This window comes from Microlunatus sp. Gsoil 973, assembly GCF_009707365.1.
GTDB lineage: Bacteria > Actinomycetota > Actinomycetes > Propionibacteriales > Propionibacteriaceae > Microlunatus.
In genome coordinates, this window is the sequence record NZ_CP046122.1 from 2,699,860 (window position 1) to 2,715,909 (window position 16,050).

16 protein-coding genes, 1 tRNA gene and 1 pseudogene are annotated in these 16,050 nt (G+C 67.9%); 4 read left to right on the top strand and 14 right to left on the bottom strand.

Going from position 1 to position 16,050, the window contains the following annotated elements:
• Window positions 1–1,031 precede the first annotated feature (1,031 nt).
• From GJV80_RS25075 to GJV80_RS12720, 3 genes and pseudogenes are all read right to left on the bottom strand, one after another.
• Window positions 1,032–1,406 carry a pseudouridine synthase gene (locus tag GJV80_RS25075; RefSeq protein WP_370518855.1) on the bottom strand — a complete coding sequence of 125 codons (375 nt, stop codon included), beginning with the start codon at window positions 1,404–1,406 and terminating at the stop codon, window positions 1,032–1,034.
• 64 nt (window positions 1,407–1,470) lie between these two features.
• A pseudogene (locus GJV80_RS25080) lies at window positions 1,471–1,785 on the bottom strand (pseudouridine synthase); the annotation flags it as partial.
• Window positions 1,786–1,814: 29 nt separating this feature from the next.
• The gene (locus tag GJV80_RS12720; RefSeq protein ID WP_154688217.1) at window positions 1,815–2,942 is read right to left on the bottom strand and encodes a hypothetical protein; all 1,128 of its coding nucleotides are present in this window, start codon (window positions 2,940–2,942) and stop codon (window positions 1,815–1,817) included.
• 182 nt (window positions 2,943–3,124) lie between these two features.
• On the opposite strand from GJV80_RS12720, the gene GJV80_RS12725 reads away from it, so the two are divergent.
• From GJV80_RS12725 to GJV80_RS12740, 4 genes are all read left to right on the top strand, one after another.
• The gene (locus GJV80_RS12725; RefSeq protein ID WP_154688218.1) at window positions 3,125–4,516 is read left to right on the top strand and encodes an MFS transporter; all 1,392 of its coding nucleotides are present in this window, start codon (window positions 3,125–3,127) and stop codon (window positions 4,514–4,516) included.
• Between the two features lie 55 nt (window positions 4,517–4,571).
• Complete coding sequence (locus tag GJV80_RS12730; protein WP_230207643.1) at window positions 4,572–4,976, top strand: MarR family winged helix-turn-helix transcriptional regulator; 405 nt, start codon at window positions 4,572–4,574, stop codon at window positions 4,974–4,976.
• Between the two features lie 183 nt (window positions 4,977–5,159).
• Window positions 5,160–5,987, top strand: a complete 828-nt coding sequence (locus GJV80_RS12735; protein WP_195908909.1) for a hypothetical protein — start codon at window positions 5,160–5,162, stop codon at window positions 5,985–5,987.
• 49 nt (window positions 5,988–6,036) lie between these two features.
• Window positions 6,037–6,735: a haloacid dehalogenase-like hydrolase gene (locus GJV80_RS12740; RefSeq protein ID WP_230207644.1), complete on the top strand. Its 699-nt coding sequence runs from the start codon at window positions 6,037–6,039 to the stop codon at window positions 6,733–6,735.
• A gap of 101 nt (window positions 6,736–6,836) precedes the next feature.
• Here the strand turns inward: GJV80_RS12740 and GJV80_RS12745 are convergent, their stop codons facing one another.
• From GJV80_RS12745 to GJV80_RS12795, 11 genes are all read right to left on the bottom strand, one after another.
• Window positions 6,837–7,592: a phosphotransferase gene (locus tag GJV80_RS12745; RefSeq protein WP_230207645.1), complete on the bottom strand. Its 756-nt coding sequence runs from the start codon at window positions 7,590–7,592 to the stop codon at window positions 6,837–6,839.
• Window positions 7,593–7,636: 44 nt separating this feature from the next.
• Window positions 7,637–8,278 carry a LysE family translocator gene (locus GJV80_RS12750; RefSeq protein WP_154688219.1) on the bottom strand — a complete coding sequence of 214 codons (642 nt, stop codon included), beginning with the start codon at window positions 8,276–8,278 and terminating at the stop codon, window positions 7,637–7,639.
• A gap of 514 nt (window positions 8,279–8,792) precedes the next feature.
• The gene (locus tag GJV80_RS12755; RefSeq protein ID WP_154688220.1) at window positions 8,793–9,470 is read right to left on the bottom strand and encodes an alpha/beta hydrolase; all 678 of its coding nucleotides are present in this window, start codon (window positions 9,468–9,470) and stop codon (window positions 8,793–8,795) included.
• A 404-nt stretch (window positions 9,471–9,874) separates the two neighbouring features.
• Window positions 9,875–9,948 (bottom strand) — tRNA-Leu (locus tag GJV80_RS12760).
• 38 nt (window positions 9,949–9,986) lie between these two features.
• The gene (locus tag GJV80_RS12765; protein ID WP_154688221.1) at window positions 9,987–11,639 is read right to left on the bottom strand and encodes a metallophosphoesterase; all 1,653 of its coding nucleotides are present in this window, start codon (window positions 11,637–11,639) and stop codon (window positions 9,987–9,989) included.
• Window positions 11,640–11,710: 71 nt separating this feature from the next.
• Complete coding sequence (locus tag GJV80_RS12770; RefSeq protein ID WP_154688222.1) at window positions 11,711–12,322, bottom strand: peptide deformylase; 612 nt, start codon at window positions 12,320–12,322, stop codon at window positions 11,711–11,713.
• On the bottom strand, window positions 12,322–12,837 hold the full coding sequence (locus GJV80_RS12775; RefSeq protein WP_154688223.1) for a glycine cleavage system protein R: 516 nt from the start codon (window positions 12,835–12,837) through the stop codon (window positions 12,322–12,324). The genes GJV80_RS12770 and GJV80_RS12775 overlap by 1 nt, the downstream gene beginning before the upstream one ends.
• Before the next feature lie 28 nt (window positions 12,838–12,865).
• Window positions 12,866–13,804 carry a Ppx/GppA phosphatase family protein gene (locus GJV80_RS12780; protein ID WP_154688224.1) on the bottom strand — a complete coding sequence of 313 codons (939 nt, stop codon included), beginning with the start codon at window positions 13,802–13,804 and terminating at the stop codon, window positions 12,866–12,868.
• Window positions 13,801–14,334, bottom strand: coding sequence for a DUF501 domain-containing protein (locus GJV80_RS12785; RefSeq protein WP_154688225.1), 534 nt, complete (start codon window positions 14,332–14,334; stop codon window positions 13,801–13,803). The genes GJV80_RS12780 and GJV80_RS12785 overlap by 4 nt, the downstream gene beginning before the upstream one ends.
• Window positions 14,335–14,362: 28 nt before the next feature.
• On the bottom strand, window positions 14,363–15,367 hold the full coding sequence (locus GJV80_RS12790) for an aldo/keto reductase (RefSeq protein ID WP_154688226.1): 1,005 nt from the start codon (window positions 15,365–15,367) through the stop codon (window positions 14,363–14,365).
• A gap of 22 nt (window positions 15,368–15,389) precedes the next feature.
• Window positions 15,390–15,914, bottom strand: a complete 525-nt coding sequence (locus tag GJV80_RS12795) for a septum formation initiator family protein (protein WP_195908910.1) — start codon at window positions 15,912–15,914, stop codon at window positions 15,390–15,392.
• Between the last annotated feature and the right edge of the window lie 136 nt (window positions 15,915–16,050).

The window sequence follows — 16,050 nt, forward strand, 5'->3', positions numbered from 1 at the left end:
GAAGGACGGGATGATCAGGTCGTCGGCCCGCTCGTCGCGCGCCCGCAACCATGATCGGAGGATCTCGGCCACCGTTGCCGATGCCTGTTGCGGTCCGTGATAGTTGATCGGCACGAACGGATGATCATGAGCGGTGCACCAGTCGCGGATAGCCGCGACGAATCCCGGATCGACGCCCCACTCGGCCTCCGGGGCGGGCCCGTCGGGTTGGGGCGCATGGGGGGTGGCGAGGTGGTCCTGCGGCGCCACCCCGCCAACGCCGCCGGTCTGGAACCAATGCCGGTCGTCGACCCGGGTGGCCGGCCAGGTCAGACCGTCGTGCGCGAGGAAGACCGGCGCCCCCGGCCGCAGCCGCTCGGCAAGGAACCGTTGGTACGCCTCGGGCAAGGTCTGCCACTTGACCCGGAAGTACGCCATTCGGGCGATCATCAACTCGTCCTGGACAGCGTCGTGCATCTGGTGCAGGGCGACGTCGGGATTGGCGGCCAGCAGCTGAGCCCCCCACTGCCGACCGAACTCCAGTGCTTCGTCGGGACGATGCGGGTCGGCCTTCCGCCGTACCGGGATGAGCACGGTCTGCGGCAGCCAGGGGATCTGCATCGCCGCTGCGAGGTGGACCAGAGCTCCGTTGCTGGCGCCGATCAGGGCGGCCGGGTACTGCCGGTCCGGGAAGGCCTCGGCGAATGCGCCGGCGACGCCGGACAGGTCGACCCGGCGCAGCTGTTCGGGCGGAATCCCTTCCGAGCCGCCGATCCTGCGGTAGAGCTCGCGCAGGATCGGCCACGGCAGCCGGGTCGCGACGCGGATCAGCCGACCCAGCGGTTCGGGATTGCCGAGGTTGGAGAACGGGCGGCCTTCGAGCGCGGCGACCAACCCGGCGTGCAACACACTCGCCGAGTCGAAGGACGCGATCACCTTCTCGGGTTCTGGACTCATCGGATGATCGGATACCCGGAGTCCCCGGCGGGCAATCGACCCGGTGCCCGGAGATCGATGCCCGGAGATCGATGCCCGGATACCGATGACCGGATTCAGTCGACGACCACGGGCATCGATCCGTCGTACGGCTCCCAGAAGCCGTCGTCGGGTTCGGTGATCAGAGTCAGCCGCTCCCCGGTCGTCGGATGGCTGAACGTGAGCCTGCGGGCGTGCAGACAGGTACGCCCGTCCGTCGAGACGCCCGTCGATCCCGCCGATGACTTGCAGAACAGCGGATCCCCTTCGATCGGATGGCCGATCCAGGCGAGCTGCACCCGCAACTGATGACGCCTGCCGGTGTGCGGACGCAGCTCGAGGACGGTGCATGCGGCGCCTTCCGCGAGCCGCCGGAAGCCGGTCTGCGCCGGGTAGCTGCGGACATGGTCGTAGATCCGGTCGGGGGGGAACCCACCAGTGGCCGGGCGGATCCTCCCGGATGGCCTCCCGGTCCGCGGCGATCCGGACCCGCGACTTGCGTCCGATGCTCAGGGGCAGGTCGAGTTCCCCGTCCGCCGCCAGGCCCGTGCCGCGCACGATCGCCAGGTAGTCCTTGATCACGGTCCGCTCGTTGAACTGCCGGGTGAGAATGCCGTGGGTCCTCTGGTCCCTGGCCAACAGCACCAGGCCGCTGGTGACCTTGTCGATCCGATGGGCGGGCATCACCCAGTCGCCGGCCCGACGGGCCTGCTGCATCAGGTCGGTGCCGTGCCTCTCCCCAACCAGCCCGACGCCGGGTGGCTTGTCGATCACCAGAACGTGATCATCGGCGTACACCGTCCGATGGTCACGTACCTCGGCCCAGTCCATGATCACTTGCCCATGATCAAGTTCTGCGGCTAGTGGTGGAAGTAGCGGCGCGGAGTTCCGACGAAGCTGATGCCGAGCTCCGTGCAGCGATCGAACACGGCGTCGTCGCGGACCGATCCGGTGGGGGCGGCGATGGCTGAGACCCCGTACTTGTGGGCCTCCTCCACGTTGTCGGAGAACGGCAGGAAGCCGTCGGAGGTGAAGCTGACGCCGGTCGTCCCGGCAAGGATCCCGGCCCGCTCCTCGTCGGTCAGCGCCTCGGAGATCAAGTCGCCCGTACCGGCAGTGTCGCCCAGAGCCAGCGCGTAGAGCAGATTGAGCCGGTCCTGGCCCTTCTGGGCGGCAGCGACGTCGCGGATCCGCTGGTGTTGGATCCACAACCAGGTGGCCAGCTTCTCGCCGGCGAGCGCCGTACAGGCGATCCGCGACTGCTGCCCGGCGCCGATCGCGATCACCTGTCCGTCGCGGGAGTAGGCGACGGAGTTGGACTGGGTGTACTTCAGCGCGATCAGGCCGAGGATGAGATCTGTACGGGTGTCGTCGGCCACCTCGCCGGTGATCACGTTGCCGAGTTCGGATCCGATGGTCAGCGGCGCGATGTCGGCATCCTGGATCATCCGGACGCCGAAGATCTCCCGGGTCTCGGTGGCCGGCGGTTCGAAGTCGGGATCGGCCTGCAGCACCAGATACTTGCCGTCGCGCTTGGCCGACAGGATCTCCCTGGCCCGGGCCGTGTAGCCGGGGGCGATGATGCCGTCGGAGACGACCTTCTTGACCATCAGCGCGCACGACTCGTCGACCTCGCCGCTGACCGCGATGAAGTCGCCGTACGACGCCCGCGGATCCGAGCTGCGGGAGCGCAGATACGCCGCGGCGACCGGACTCAATTTGTCGTCGCTGGTCCGCAGCGCGTCGAGCAGGAAGCCGGGCACCGGCCCGTCGACGGCGACACCGGCCGGCGACACGTGCTTGAACGAGGTGGCAGCCACCCGTCCGGTGGCAGCCGCCGCCTCGCGCACCAATTGCCAGGCGTTGAGGGCGTCCAGCAGGTTGATGAAACCGGGTGACCCGGAGACCACGTCGAAGGGAAGTCGGTCGCCGACCGGTTCGACCCGGGCGTGCGGCTGATTGGGGTTCATTCCATAGCGCAGGTCCACGGCGCAAGTCTGGCAGGCCCGCCGGAAGCCGCCCCAGCCGACCGGCGGCAAGCACATCACGACTCGGACAGCTGGCCGAATTCTCCCTCTGTTCCAGAACTGTTTGGTCGGACCATATCGCGTGTCAGTATGCTGGAATCGTACCGATTCCTTCTCTTCCAGAACTATCTTGGTGATCGATCATGTCTACGGTCCGCTGGCTGGCTGCCTCCCGTCTGGAGCGACCGCGGCCCGAAGTGGTCAGGAACCATCGGCTGGCCGGGTGGTTCGCCGTGGCCACGGTGTGTTTCGGCGCGTTCATGGGACAACTCGACGCCAGCATCACCACCCTGGCCTTCCCTGCCATGCAGCGGCAGTTCGATCAGCCGCTGGCCGGCGTGCAGTGGGTGTCGCTGGCCTATCTGATCACCCTTGTCGGCCTACTGCCGGCCTCCGGCAGGATCGCCGACTCGACCGGCCGGAAGTCGATGTACCTGGCCGGCTCCGCCGTGTTCACCGCTGCCTCGGTCGCCTGCGGTTTCGCGCCCGGTCTGGGCTGGCTGATCGGCTTCCGGGTGCTCCAAGCGGTCGGCGCGGCGATGCTGCAGGCGAACAGCGTCGCCCTGGTGGTGACCAGCGTCCCGCGGACCACCATGCGTACGGCGCTCGGCATCCAGTCGGCCGCCCAGGCCGTCGGCTTGGCCGCAGGGCCGGTGATCGGCGGTGCGTTGGTCGCCACTCTCGGCTGGCGGTGGATCTTCTGGATCGTGCTGCCGTTCGGCGTCATCGGTCTCGTCTCGGGCTGGCTGTTGCTGCCGCGGACCCGGGAGCGCACGGCGCTGCAGCGGTTCGACCTCGCCGGACTGGTCTTGTTGTTGTTCGCTTCAACTGGTCTGCTGCTCGGCGTGTCCGGGTTGTCCGGACTGCCGATGCCGCCGTGGCTCGCGGTGGCCCTGCTGGTCGGCGGGTTGCTTCTCGGAGCAGCGTTCGTTCGCTGGGAGGCCGCAGCGCTGGACCCGCTCGTCCGGCCGGCGCTGCTTCGCCCCCGGCCGGTGTGGATGGGACTGATCGGCGCCTTGTGCGGCTATCTGGTGCTTTTCGGACCGTTGACCTTGCTGCCCCAGATCTTCGGCACGGGCGGAGGCCTTGGCCTCACCCTCGGCTGCCTGCCGCTCGGATTCGGGATCGCGGCCGTGGCTGTCCACCGGCTGTTGCCGGCGCGACTCAGCGCCGGGAGCCGCGCCGTGGTCGGCGCCGCGCTGGCGGCTGTCGCGGTCGCAGTCTTGGCCGCGGTGGTCTCCGATCCCTTCGGTTCGGCTGCCCTGCTGTTTGCCCTGGGCATCGGGCTCGGCCTGTTCATCCCGGCCAACAACACGACCATCATGTCCGCGATCCCGTCGCGGTCGGCTGCAACCGGCGGTGGCCTGGTCAACCTGGCGAGGGGCTTCGGCACAGCGCTCGGCGTCGCGGCAGTGACCTTGTGTCTGCATTCCGGCGGCGGCGACCGTCTCGCGCTGGCCTGCCTCGCCGTGGTCAGCCTGATCGGTGTTGCGTCAGCGATGGCTGCCGGACGCAATCGTTCGGCTTCGGGCTGATCCCGAGTATCATCCATTGTCTTCGGGTAGGAAATACAGGAATAAGGTGGAGCTCGTGACGGAGGTCGTTCAGCGGACGCCGACGCCGGCGGATGTCGATGCACTCGACGTCGGCCCCGAGCGGGAACTCGCCGATACCGTGGCCCGGCTGCGACGGGTGATGCGCCGCGCGGCGCGGTCGGCCGATCCGGGCAATGCGTTGTCGGTCGCCCAGCTCGAACTGCTGTCGGCAGTGTCGGAGAATCCCGGCGCCCGGCCGAGCCAGATCGCCCGACATCTGCATCTCGCGCCGAACTCGGTGACAACATTGGTCAACGGCCTGACGACCCTCGGCCTGATCACCCGGAGCAGCAACCCCGATGACCGTCGTACGGTGCAGCTGACGCTCACCGACACCGGCGCGGGAAGCCGTACGACGCTGGCAACTGACCAACGCCGGGATCCTGCGGAGCGCCTATGACGACCTGCACCCGGCCTGGCAGCATCTGATCAGCGCTGCGCTTCCGGCGGTCCAGGAGTTGATCGGGACCATCGACCAACTGGTGGACCGGGACGCCAAGTAGCCGAACGTCGGATCACGTCCCCGTTGCGTCCGGACCGGAATCCGCTCGTGATCGGCAACGGTTCGAGCAAGACTGGCGGTGTGGTGTCCCCTTCGGCCCAAGATTTCGCCGCGCTCGCCCGCTCGTCGCCGTGGCTGTGGTCGACGCTGCGCTTCACCGCGCGCTGGACCGGTGATCCATGGCGTACCGGCGAGTTGCGGGCATGGCTCAGACGACCCGACCGACTCCGGGTGGAGACGATGGAGCACACGTTGGTACAGGTCGTCCACGAGGAACCGCAGCAGCTCGTCGTACTGACCTCCGAAGGCGAGTCCTCGACCACGACGCAGCCGTGGTGGACCTCGGTCGAAGCTCCGCTGCCGCGGTTGCGCCCCGATGGACTGGTCGCCGATCGGCGCGACCGGTTCGATCCGGCAACCAGCTACGACGCTCCGATGTATCGGGACTACTTCTGGGTCGCGATGCTCGATCCGGTCGAGCTTGCCGACGGATTCACCGATGGCACCCAGACCATGGTTCCGGGCACCGAGATCGATTCGGTCACCGAACTCGATCATGCGGGCCGACCTGCCTGGGAGGCGATCCTTCGGCCGACAGCCGGCTACGAGCCGCGGTGCAGCTGCTGCTCGCTATTGCGTTCCCGCAAGGTTGACCTGGCCGAGGCCGAGGCCGGCGCCGGTGACAAGGTCGTGCTCGCCGAGTACCCGACTGCCTATCGGGTCCGGCTCGACGTCGGGACCGGGGTGTGCGTCTTCACCGAGCCCATCGGAGGGAGCACGCGGGTCGGCCATCGGCTGCGAATCGAAGCGGTGGACGAGCCGATGGCCGACGGGCTCTTCGTCGCTCCCCAGCAACCCGAACCGCGGCTGGGATGGGCGCCCGGGCCCGGACTCGCTCCCCGATCCTGAAGCCATGATCATCACCGGCACCGACGAGTGGCCCTGATAGTTTCCTGCCGTGATCATCGGGAATGCGCGCCGGCTGTTGCTGTGGGACATCGACCACACCTTGCTGAGCATGCCGGGAGTCGGCAAGTCCTGGTACGTCACAGCGTTGGGCGCACTGGGCGTCGAGCTGCACACGTATCCGGATTTCCGCGGATACACCGAGCGCGCGATCACCACCGAGGTCCTGGTCAGCCACGGCATCGAACCGACCGAGGAGAACATCCGCCGGGTGTGGCAGGAACTGATCACCGCCTCCGGCAACGCTCGACCACGGTTCGCCGAGGTCGGGTACGCCCGCGATGGGGCCGCGGCCGCAATCGCGGCGGCAGCGGGGTCCGGCGCGGTGCAGACCGTTGTCACCGGGAACCTTCCCGAGATCTCCCGGGACAAGGTCGCTGCCTTCGGGCTTGATGATCATCTTGACCTGGAGATCGGTGGTTACGGGTCGCTCTCCGCCCATCGACCGGAGCTCGTCTCCACGGCGATCGCGGCTGCCGGCGCGAAGTACGGCGGGCAGTTCGCGGGGCCTCAGGTGGTGGTGATCGGCGACACCCCACGCGACGTCGAGGCCGCCCGGCACAACGACGTCCGCTCGGTCGCCGTCGCCACCGGCGACTACGGCGCCGACGAACTGGCCGCCGCCGGCGCCGACGTCGTGCTCGGTGATCTTTCCGACACAGACGCCGTTGCCGAAGCACTGCTGCGCTGAGCCCGACCGGCACTGATCATCCAGCCCGACCTCACCGACCGACGGCTGCCCGCAGCTGGTCGAGCCACTCGATGCCCAGCCGACGGCCGTCGGGGAATTGATCACCGCGATCCCACCGCCATGCCGTGATCATCGCCAACATCAGCAGGCGACAGTCCCGCAGCAGTTGGTGATCGGAACCGGGATAGTGCTCGGCGACGTCGTCCGGCGCATGAGCAAGATCGAATTCCACCGGCCCGCGGCAACAGGGTCTCGAAATCGACGAACCGCGGTCCGGTCGACGTGCTGAGCAGGTTTCCCGGATGCGGTTCACCATGCAGCAACTGCTCCCCACCGCGTGCCGCGACCGAACCGCCCAGTCTGTTCAGGGTGGCCGCAAGCAGATGGCGGCCGGCATCGGGCAGTTCCGGCGTGAGTTCCGGATCGGTGACCAGGACCAGGGCCGACTCCACGCGATCGGTGAAGTGCGGCGCAGGCACCACGAGGTCACGCATGCCGAGGTGCAGGCGCCACAAGGCGTCGGCGTACTCCGCGGCGCCGATCGGGTGGTCCTCCGGAGGGTAATAGGTCCACAACGTGATCACGAAGCCGTCGCTGCAGTGGATCGGTTGATCCACTCGCGGGTCGACCGTCGCGACCGGACTCCCGGATCGTGCCAGTCGCCGGGCCAGGTCGACCTCGAACTCTGCGACCTGCTCCCCGGCCGGTGCGATCCGCGCCAGGACGTCGGCGGGCAGCAGCCGTGCCGTGAGCTTGTTGGAGTTGTTCAGGACGACGGTGTCGTCGACCTGCAGACCTGCTGAGGTTGCGATCGACGAGGCGGCGGCCAACGCACGGGTGATCTCCGCACCCTCCATCAGCTGTTCACCGGCTCTGCACCAGCTTTCGGCTCGAGAATGGTTCAGTCCTTCCGACCGGTCAGCGCAACACCGATTCCGACACCCATCATGGTCAGGCCGCCGACCCCGCCGACGGCCTCCATGCGCCGCGGGGAGCGGGCGAACCAGTCCCGCGCCCGGCTCGCGGTGACCGCCCAGACACTGTCACACACCACGGCGATGAGCGGGAACAACGCGCCCAGCACCAGCATCTGCACGGTGGGGGCCGGGCCTGCCGGGTCGGTGAACTGGGGCAGGGCTGCGGCGAACAGCACGATCGTCTTGGGGTTGGTGACGCCCACCACCAGCCCGTCGAGGACGACCCGAACGGTCGACCTGGGGCGGCTCGTTGCCCGAGTGACCGCCTCCAGAAGCGATCTGCGGTGCCGGACGGCCTGGACACCGAGGAACACGATGTAGCCGGCCCCGAGGTACTTCATGATCATGAAGGCGACGACCGAGACACTGACCAGAGCACCCACGCCGAAGGCGACGGCGGTGACCTGTAGGTAGCAGCCGAGGGCGTTGCCGATGACCGTCAGCAGCGCTGCTCGCCGCCCGACCGTCATCGCCCGGCTGATCGTGAACAGCACACTGGGGCCCGGGATGACGACCAGAATCAAGGACGTCAGTCCGAAGGCCAGCAGATGCGCGGTGGATGGCACCCTGGGAATGCTAGGCACCCACCGGTCCCCCGGCAACGGCGTTTCGGCGTGATCGGGCCGAGCTGGGAATCAACTGGGAAGTTCGTGCTGGTCAGTCACAGCACGAACTTCCCAGCTGTGGGTGGACCCGGGTGCCCCGATGGGATTCGAAACCATACGTGCAGGGTTCTCGGACTAGTCAAATGCCTTCTGACAAGGTACTTCTCTTATTCTTTCTGTAGGATTCCGGTGGGTTCGTGCAACAGTTGTTGCACGGTATTGACACGGGCCGGAGTCGATCACACGAAACCTCATGGCGAAGTCGGTGAAGAAGCGCTAGACCCGAGAAGCCTGGGGGGTGGACTCGCGGAGCTGCGGGAGGAGTTGGCGGACGGCGCTCCGCGCGGCTGGCACCTGGAGTTGTACGACAACTCAAAGGAGCCTCAGCGCGACGACCTGTACTCGTGTGACTGGATGTGAATCACGAGACAGCCCGTTCGGCCCGTTCGGCTACGTTCCCGATCGGCCGTTGTGCCTACGGCCCCTGAGTGCCTGTGGCGGTGAGGATTGCGGTGGTGAGTTCATCGGGCTGGCCGAGTGCGACCAGATGCCCGCCACGGATGACTACGGGTTCTACACCGAGTCGTTCGCGGGCGAGTTGCTGCTGGAACTCCAACGGGAAGAAGCGGTCATCTTCCCCGGTGATCACAGTGATCGTGTCCGGCCAGGCCGTGAAGCTACAGGGATCGCGGAATGGCCGTTGTGACTGTTCGCCCTTCGGGGTGGCGGTAGCTAGGACCTCTGATGGCACGTCGTGGAACATGTACGTGCCGGGGTCGAATTCGACCGGATACCCAAGTCGAGACGCCCGTTCTCGGCGCGCTTCGACAGCCCCTGTATTGCCCCACCAGGCACCGGGAGTCTCGCCAGGTGTGGGAATCATCGGATTGACCAGCACCATCGCGGACACCTGGAGCGATCCGACGACCAGCGGTGCGGTGAAGGCTCCTAGCGACGCCGCAACGATGACGACCTCGCCCGCTGTGCCCACCGCGTCCCGCACTGCCTTTGCGTAGTCGGACAGCCCCTTGGTGTCATCGTCAGCTGGCAGCTCCACCGCAATGGCTCGATGCCCACGCTGAACAAGCTGAGGTGTCAGGAGGTGCCAGTACCAGGCGCGTCCCCCAGCGCCCGGGATGAGGACGTAGTCCATGCCGACTCCTTGCCGCTGTTCCGCCCATCTTTGCACCACATCCCCGGGCCAGGCCGACCTTGCCGCCTATGCTCAGGTGGCGATCGAGCATCACAGTCGAATGACTTCCAGGTACGCGCACATCGGCAAGATGGGCGATGCCCGACCGTCGATATCAACGATGCCGCGACGGGTCCTATCCACGCGGCGAAGCATGGGTGTGGGTTGTCCATGAGGATGGTTGCCCCAACCTCCCTGCCGCATGTCACCGACGACTCCGGTTCGTGTCTCGTGACCGCCACACCTACCGGATATCCGGTAGGCCTACCGGCGGCTTCGCGAGCCAGGGGAACTTCGTGCACGTATGTTGCACGGTCGGCAGGTCGAGAGGGGCGAAAGCGCAGCTGACTAGGTAAAACACCAAGTGCCCCCGATGGGATTCGAACCCATACTGCAGCGGGTTTAAGCCGCCTGCCTCTGCCGGTTGGGCTACGGGAGCCGTACCGGGATCCTAACCAGCCGGTGCCGTCCGGTCGGTCATCCGCGCGCGGTCGCCCGCTGCCCGGGGGCGGGGGCACTGCCGGAAGGCGTCGCCGTCGGCGTCGGCGTCGCGTCACCGCCCAGTCGGCCGCGCGTCTGGGGAGGAAGCTGGGAAAGGTCACCCGTCTGGATCCGGTCGTCGATGATCACCGATGCGTTGGGCAGGCAGTGCACCGGCTGGACGCCGGTGATCAGGCCGGTCGCTTGGTCGCGATAGAAGAAGTAGCCGTCGGCCGAGGTCCGGGGCGGGCTAAACGGCGTACTGAACGAGGTGATCGTCGGGGCCGCTACCCCGCCGGCTGTGCCCATCTGGATGGCCACCGTCCAGGACCCGTCGGAGTGTTTGATCACCTGCGGACCGTACTGGACGTGCAGATGCCCCCAGGTGATCAACTTGGCCGGCGGGTCGGGTGCCTGGACGATCGGCCAGGCCGCGCTCGGTTGATGCACCATGATCACATCGACATTGCGGCCGATGGCCTGCTTGACCAATCGTTGACCGAGCTGTTCCTCCGTCTCGTCCCGCTCGGATACCCTGGTCGTGCTGAACGGCGGGTTGTATTCGGGGTCGTCGTCGCCGAGGTAGCGGACGTTGTCGACCTCGGTCACCTTGCCGTCGAGGACCGTCGCACCGGCGGCTTTCATCTGCCGCTCGGTGATCGGCGAGTCGTGGTTGCCGCCGACGTCGATGAACGGATGGTCCTGGGCGATGTCCCGTTCTCCGGTGACACACGACCGTTCGGTTGCGGTGCCGTTCACGGTGTCGTCACCGCTGCTGAACACCGCCGCCGGCTCGGTCATCGTCACCACCTGGTGCCAGAACCGGATCATCGCAAGATTGCAGTGCAGATCGCTGATCCCGAACAACAACTGCTCACCGGGACGGGGTTGCGGTAGCCGCTCCGACTCCTGGATCAGATTCGCGGTGGTCTTGTCCACGTAGTCGTCCATCGCCGACTGTTGCCGGTCGGCCATCTTCCGCAGCCCGACGACGCCGCGGTCGAGCAACTCGGCAAGCACGGCGGAGTCGACGGTGAGGCCGGCGAACCGGGTGCCGTCGGCGACCGTCACCTCGTAGCGTTGCGCCGGCTCCTGTGCCGGCGGGGCGATCACCACGACGGCGACCGTGATCAGCACCATCAGGTAGCCGAGCATGCCTTGCTGGGCACGGCTCATCCGGACCAGCCGGGCGCTGAGGAAGTGGTGGCGCTGGGTCCAGCCGATCATGATCAGCACCAGAACGATCTCGGCCACCACGATATGGCGTACGGCGTTGTCCGCCAGTCCCTGGGCGATACCGGCGATCGCCTGTTGCGGGTCGTAGTAGAGGTTCAGGTAGGACCGCAACGTGTCCTCCGACAGCAGCGAGGTGCCGGCATCCGGATCGCCGAACCCGTGTGCGGTGATCGTCAGGCCCACCGGGCCGTACGCCATCGGCAGGTAGGCGTTGCCGAGCGGTCCAAGATCAACCCGGGTCTCGCCGGTGTAGTCGACGGCGATCGTCACCTGGTTCGCGCCGAGATAGTCGGTGATCTCAGTGCGCCCGATCCCCCAGGCGACCGCCAGCGGAGCGGCAAGTAGAGCGCTCACGCACAGCGCCAGCAGGGCACGCAGTAGCCCCGTCACGACCGTGCGATTCACAGACCCCATCGACCCCAGGGTAGGCCCCTGGGCGCAGTGGCCGGTGGAGAGCGGGGTATCCGGCCCGCCTCGGGCACTGCTTACGGTTGCCGGTCCGGCGGGCGTGCCGGTGGCCGGTCCGGTGCCTTGAGATAGACCTTCCGGGCGTGCAGGGCATGGGCGCCGGCGACCTTGTCCAGGAACAGTTGGCCCGCACAGTGATCGATCTCGTGCTGCAGCGCCCGTGCCTCGAATTCGTCCGTGGTGATCTCGACCCGTTCCCCGGTCCCCGGCAGCTGCCCGGCCACCGTCAGCCGTGCGGCACGTTTGACGTCGCCGGTCAGGTCCGGAACCGACATGCATCCCTCGCGCGCCTTGACGTTGCGACTGGCGCTGATCACGTGGGCGTTGACCAACACGATCAGGCCGTGATCTGTGCGGGTCTTGGGGTGCCCGCCGACGTCGACGCAGAACGCCTGTCCGCTGACCCCGACCTGGGGAGCAGCGAGTCCGACGCATCCCGGCGACACCCTCATCGTCGCGACCAGGTCGGCGCAGAGCCGGACGACCTCGGGATCGATCGGATCAAGTTCCGCCCCCGGAAGAGACAGGACGGGGTCGGGTGCCTTGACCACCTGCCGGATCCCGCCCCCGGACAACTGCTCCCGGACCGGGGCAGGCAACGACCCCGACAACCACGACGAACGGGTCATCAGAGTTCGTCCCGCTCCAGCGGCTGCAGACCGGCGTCGACGCCCAACTCGGCCGCGGTGGCCGCGATCCGGGCACGCAGCGCCTCGGCGTCGGCAGCCGCAGGCAGGTCGATCTCGGCCGCCAGTACGTACAGCCCTCCGGCCAGCCGGGTGGTCAGATCGGTGATGTTGCCGCCGGCCGCGGCGACCACACCGGTCAGTTCCGCTACGATCCCGGGCCGGTCGGCACCATGCACCGTGAGCAGGTAGCTGTCGACCGGAACCGCCGGCGGTGAGCTCTCGGTCACCGGGTGGACGTGGATGATCAGGTCGTCGCCCGCGGCCTCGCGCATCGCCTCGCGGATGTCGTCGATGGGCGTCTTGCCGGTGCAGATCAAGGTCATCGCCAGGTGCCCGCTGAGCACGGTCATCGAGGAGTCGGTGAGATTCATCCGGTGTCCGGCGAGTGCCGAGGCGACCCGGGTGATGATCCCGGGCCGGTCGTCGGCGATCACCGTGATGGCGAGGTTGGTCATGGCAGCATTCTGCCCGGCGGCTGCGAAGTCAGGAGCCTGACCTGCCGATGAGTTCCAGTGCAGCGCCGTCGAGGATGTCCGACTCGCTGACGACCAGCTCCGACACGGTCAGCCGGGACGCGATCCGGGAGGCGATCACTGCGCCGGCCGTGATCACGTCGGCCCGCTTGGGATGCACGGTGCCGAGGTCTCGGATCTGAGCTGCCGACAGGGTCGCCAGCCGCCGGGTGATCGAGGCAAGATCATCCAGCGTGATGCGATGCCCGTGCACCTTCGACCGGTCGTACTCGGTCAGCTCCAGATCGACGGCCGCCAGGGTGGTGAGAGTTCCGGCGACACCGATCCAGGTCCGTACCGCCGGCCAGTCGATCGGTTCGTCATCCAACAGCCGGTCGACGTAGGCAGCGGCCCTGTCGAGATCATCGGTCGACGGCGGGTCCGCCGTCAGGAACCGTTCGGTGAGCCGTACCGATCCGATGTCGAGCGACACTGCGTGATCGACCCGGCCGTCCGCATCACCGATGATCAACTCCGTCGACCCGCCGCCGATGTCGGTGACCAGGGTCGGGCTGTGCGCATCATTCGCACCCGAGAGTGCACCGGCGAAGGACAGCGCCGCCTCCTCCTCGCCGGTGATCACTTCCGGAGTCACGCCGACCCGTCGGCGGATTCCGGCGAGGAACTCCTCACGATTGCTTACGTCGCGGGTCGCCGAGGTCGCCACGAAACGGATCCGTTCGGTCGGGATCAGGTGTTCGCCGATCAGCCGTGCGTAGTCCTCGGCGACGGCGAAGGTCCTGGCCAGCGCGTCCGGGTGGAACTCGCCGGTGGCGTCGACACCTTGCCCGAGCCGTACGATCTCGGTTCGCCGGTCGATCTCCGACAGTCCGCCCCGCCCGTCGGGCTCAGTGATCAACAACCGGATGGTGTTGGTGCCGCAGTCGATGATCGCGACTGCTCGGTTCACGACGGATCCTGATGATCAAGGTCGGCGCCCCATCCGGGCAGGCACGGCGGATTCCAGAAGTCTTCGATCTCAGCGACCGCCTCGTCCCCGATCGGGTTGACACCGGGGCCCGTGGCCAGGGAATGGGCGACCAGAGCGTGCAGGCACTTGACCCGGTCCGGCATGCCGCCGGCGCTGACCGTGGCGATCTCGGGTGCGTCCGCCCCGCCGCCGTGCGCCGCCCGGTCGAGCAGATAGGACAGGTGGGCGGCGCGGTAGGCGGCAGCGAGTTCTGCATCACCTCCCAGCCGATCGGTCAGCTCCGCCATCCGGCCGGCCGACTCGAGCCGGGACACCGCGGCGACGGCCCGCGGACAGGTCAGGTAGTAGGTGGTCGGAAACGGCGTTCCGTCCGGCAACCGGGGTTCGGTCGCCAACACAGCCGGCTTGCCGCACGGACACCGGTAAGCGACCCCGACGACGCCGCGCGGCACCCGACCCAGTTGGGCGGCGACGACGGTCTCGTCGGCCTCGGTGTACGGCTCAAGCACCAGGACAGTCTCTCAGGCCCCTGGCACATCAGCTCAGGGCGGCCGCGATCCGTGCCATCTGATCATCGGTGAGCGGCCCGTCGGCCAGCACACCCGCGTTGTCGGTGGCCTGAGCCACAGTGCGGATTCCGGGAATCGGGATGAAGTTGGGGCTCTTGGCCAGCAACCAGCCCAGTGACCCCTGGGCCAGGCTCCGGCCGTCCTCGGTGAGGATGCCGCGAATCTTCTCCAGCGCCTCCAACCGGCGACCGTGTTCGCCGTCCCAGTCGAAGCCGACGGCCCGGGTGTCATTGTCGGCGAAGGTCGTGCCGCGCGTCATCTTGCCGGTCAACAGGCCCATCGACAGCGGCCCGCGGACGATGCTGGCCAGTCCGTGCCGCTCGCAGACGGCGAGCGTCTCGGTGTTGCCGTTGACGATGCTGAAGGACTGCTGCACGGCTGCGCAGTGCGGTCCCTTGGTGAAGGCTTCCGCCCGCTGCGGATCGTCGGTGCTCCAGCCGTACGCCCGGATCTTGCCGGCGGACACCAGTTCCTCGAGCACCTCGAGGACGCCGTCGACCCGCTCCAGCGGCAGGTCGCCCACGTGCAACTGGTAGAGGTCGATGTGATCGGTGCCCAGTCGGCGAAGGGAGCCGTCGCATTGTTCCCGGATCTGTTCGGCCGAGGTGTCGTGGCGGACCGCGATCCGCTTCTCCTCGTCGATCACGTTGCCGAACTTGGTGGCGATCACCACCTCGTCGCGACGGCCGGCGAGCGCTCGGCTGAGGACGCGCTCGGAGTGGCCGGCGCCGTACACGTTGGCGGTGTCGAAGAACGTGACGCCGGCATCCAGCGCGGCATGGACGGCCGCGACCGATTCCTCGTCGTCCACCTCGCCCCAACCGATGGGCCTGCCGTCGCGGCTGGCCGGACCGCCGATCGCCCAGGCACCGAAGCCGATGGCGCTCACCTCGGGGCCGTCGGCTCCGAGCCGGCGGGGCGGAGTCGGGGCTGAAGGAGAGGAGCTGTTGAGCGTGGGGGGCGTCTCGGTCATGATCGGCAGACTATCGCCGGGCTCAGCGGGTCGGTTTGCCGGTCGGCTTGTGCGATGTCGTGCCGGGTCTGGTCTTCTCGGTGATCGGCGGCTCATCGGCCGGGTCCTGCGCGGCGGGCTTGGGATGATCCGCGGCCTGCACCGAACCCATCAGCTTGGCGTACCACGGCTTCCTGGGCGTCGGGCGCGGTACGCCGCCGCCGGCGATCTCGACTTCACCGGTGATCGGCTTGCCGTCCGGTCCGATCACCCGGTAGCCCCGCTCCCCCGGCAGCACCCAGCCGAGCCGGATCCTGGCCTGGGTCCGGACGTAGTCCGGATCGTTCCAGCGGGAGATCTCGTCACTGAGGTTGTTGATGTCCTGCTGGGACTGGATGATCTGCTGCCGGGTGGCGGCCAGGTCCTGCCGCTGATTGATGTAGACCCGCAGGCTCGAGGCGTAGGAGATGGTCAGAACCAACAGGACGACCGCCAGGGCGATCGCCCGCGAGGTGACACTGGCCCGCTGTCGTGCCGCCCCGGCGGCCTTCGTCCGGCCCGGACCCATGGAGGGTAGAGCCTCCTCCGGGGCCGGTGGGGGTGCCGCAGCCGGGTTGCGGCCGGCTGCTGGTGCACGATTGCCGGACGAGCCGGCCCGGGTCCGGGACGTGCGGTCACCGGGCCGCGCGCCGGTACCGCGCAGC

What these genes read in the sequence shown, in the direction of transcription:
- GJV80_RS12765 (WP_154688221.1), bottom strand. Translation starts at nt 11,639, where the DNA reads ATGGGGTCTGTGAATCGCACGGTCGTGACGGGGCTACTGCGTGCCCTG.
- GJV80_RS12775 (WP_154688223.1), bottom strand. Translation starts at nt 12,837, where the DNA reads ATGACCAACCTCGCCATCACGGTGATCGCCGACGACCGGCCCGGGATC.
- GJV80_RS12790 (WP_154688226.1), bottom strand. Translation starts at nt 15,367, where the DNA reads ATGACCGAGACGCCCCCCACGCTCAACAGCTCCTCTCCTTCAGCCCCG.
- GJV80_RS12725 (WP_154688218.1), top strand. Translation starts at nt 3,125, where the DNA reads ATGTCTACGGTCCGCTGGCTGGCTGCCTCCCGTCTGGAGCGACCGCGG.
- GJV80_RS12745 (WP_230207645.1), bottom strand. Translation starts at nt 7,592, where the DNA reads ATGGAGGGTGCGGAGATCACCCGTGCGTTGGCCGCCGCCTCGTCGATC.
- GJV80_RS12795 (WP_195908910.1), bottom strand. Translation starts at nt 15,914, where the DNA reads ATGGGTCCGGGCCGGACGAAGGCCGCCGGGGCGGCACGACAGCGGGCC.
- GJV80_RS12755 (WP_154688220.1), bottom strand. Translation starts at nt 9,470, where the DNA reads ATGGACTACGTCCTCATCCCGGGCGCTGGGGGACGCGCCTGGTACTGG.
- GJV80_RS12770 (WP_154688222.1), bottom strand. Translation starts at nt 12,322, where the DNA reads ATGACCCGTTCGTCGTGGTTGTCGGGGTCGTTGCCTGCCCCGGTCCGG.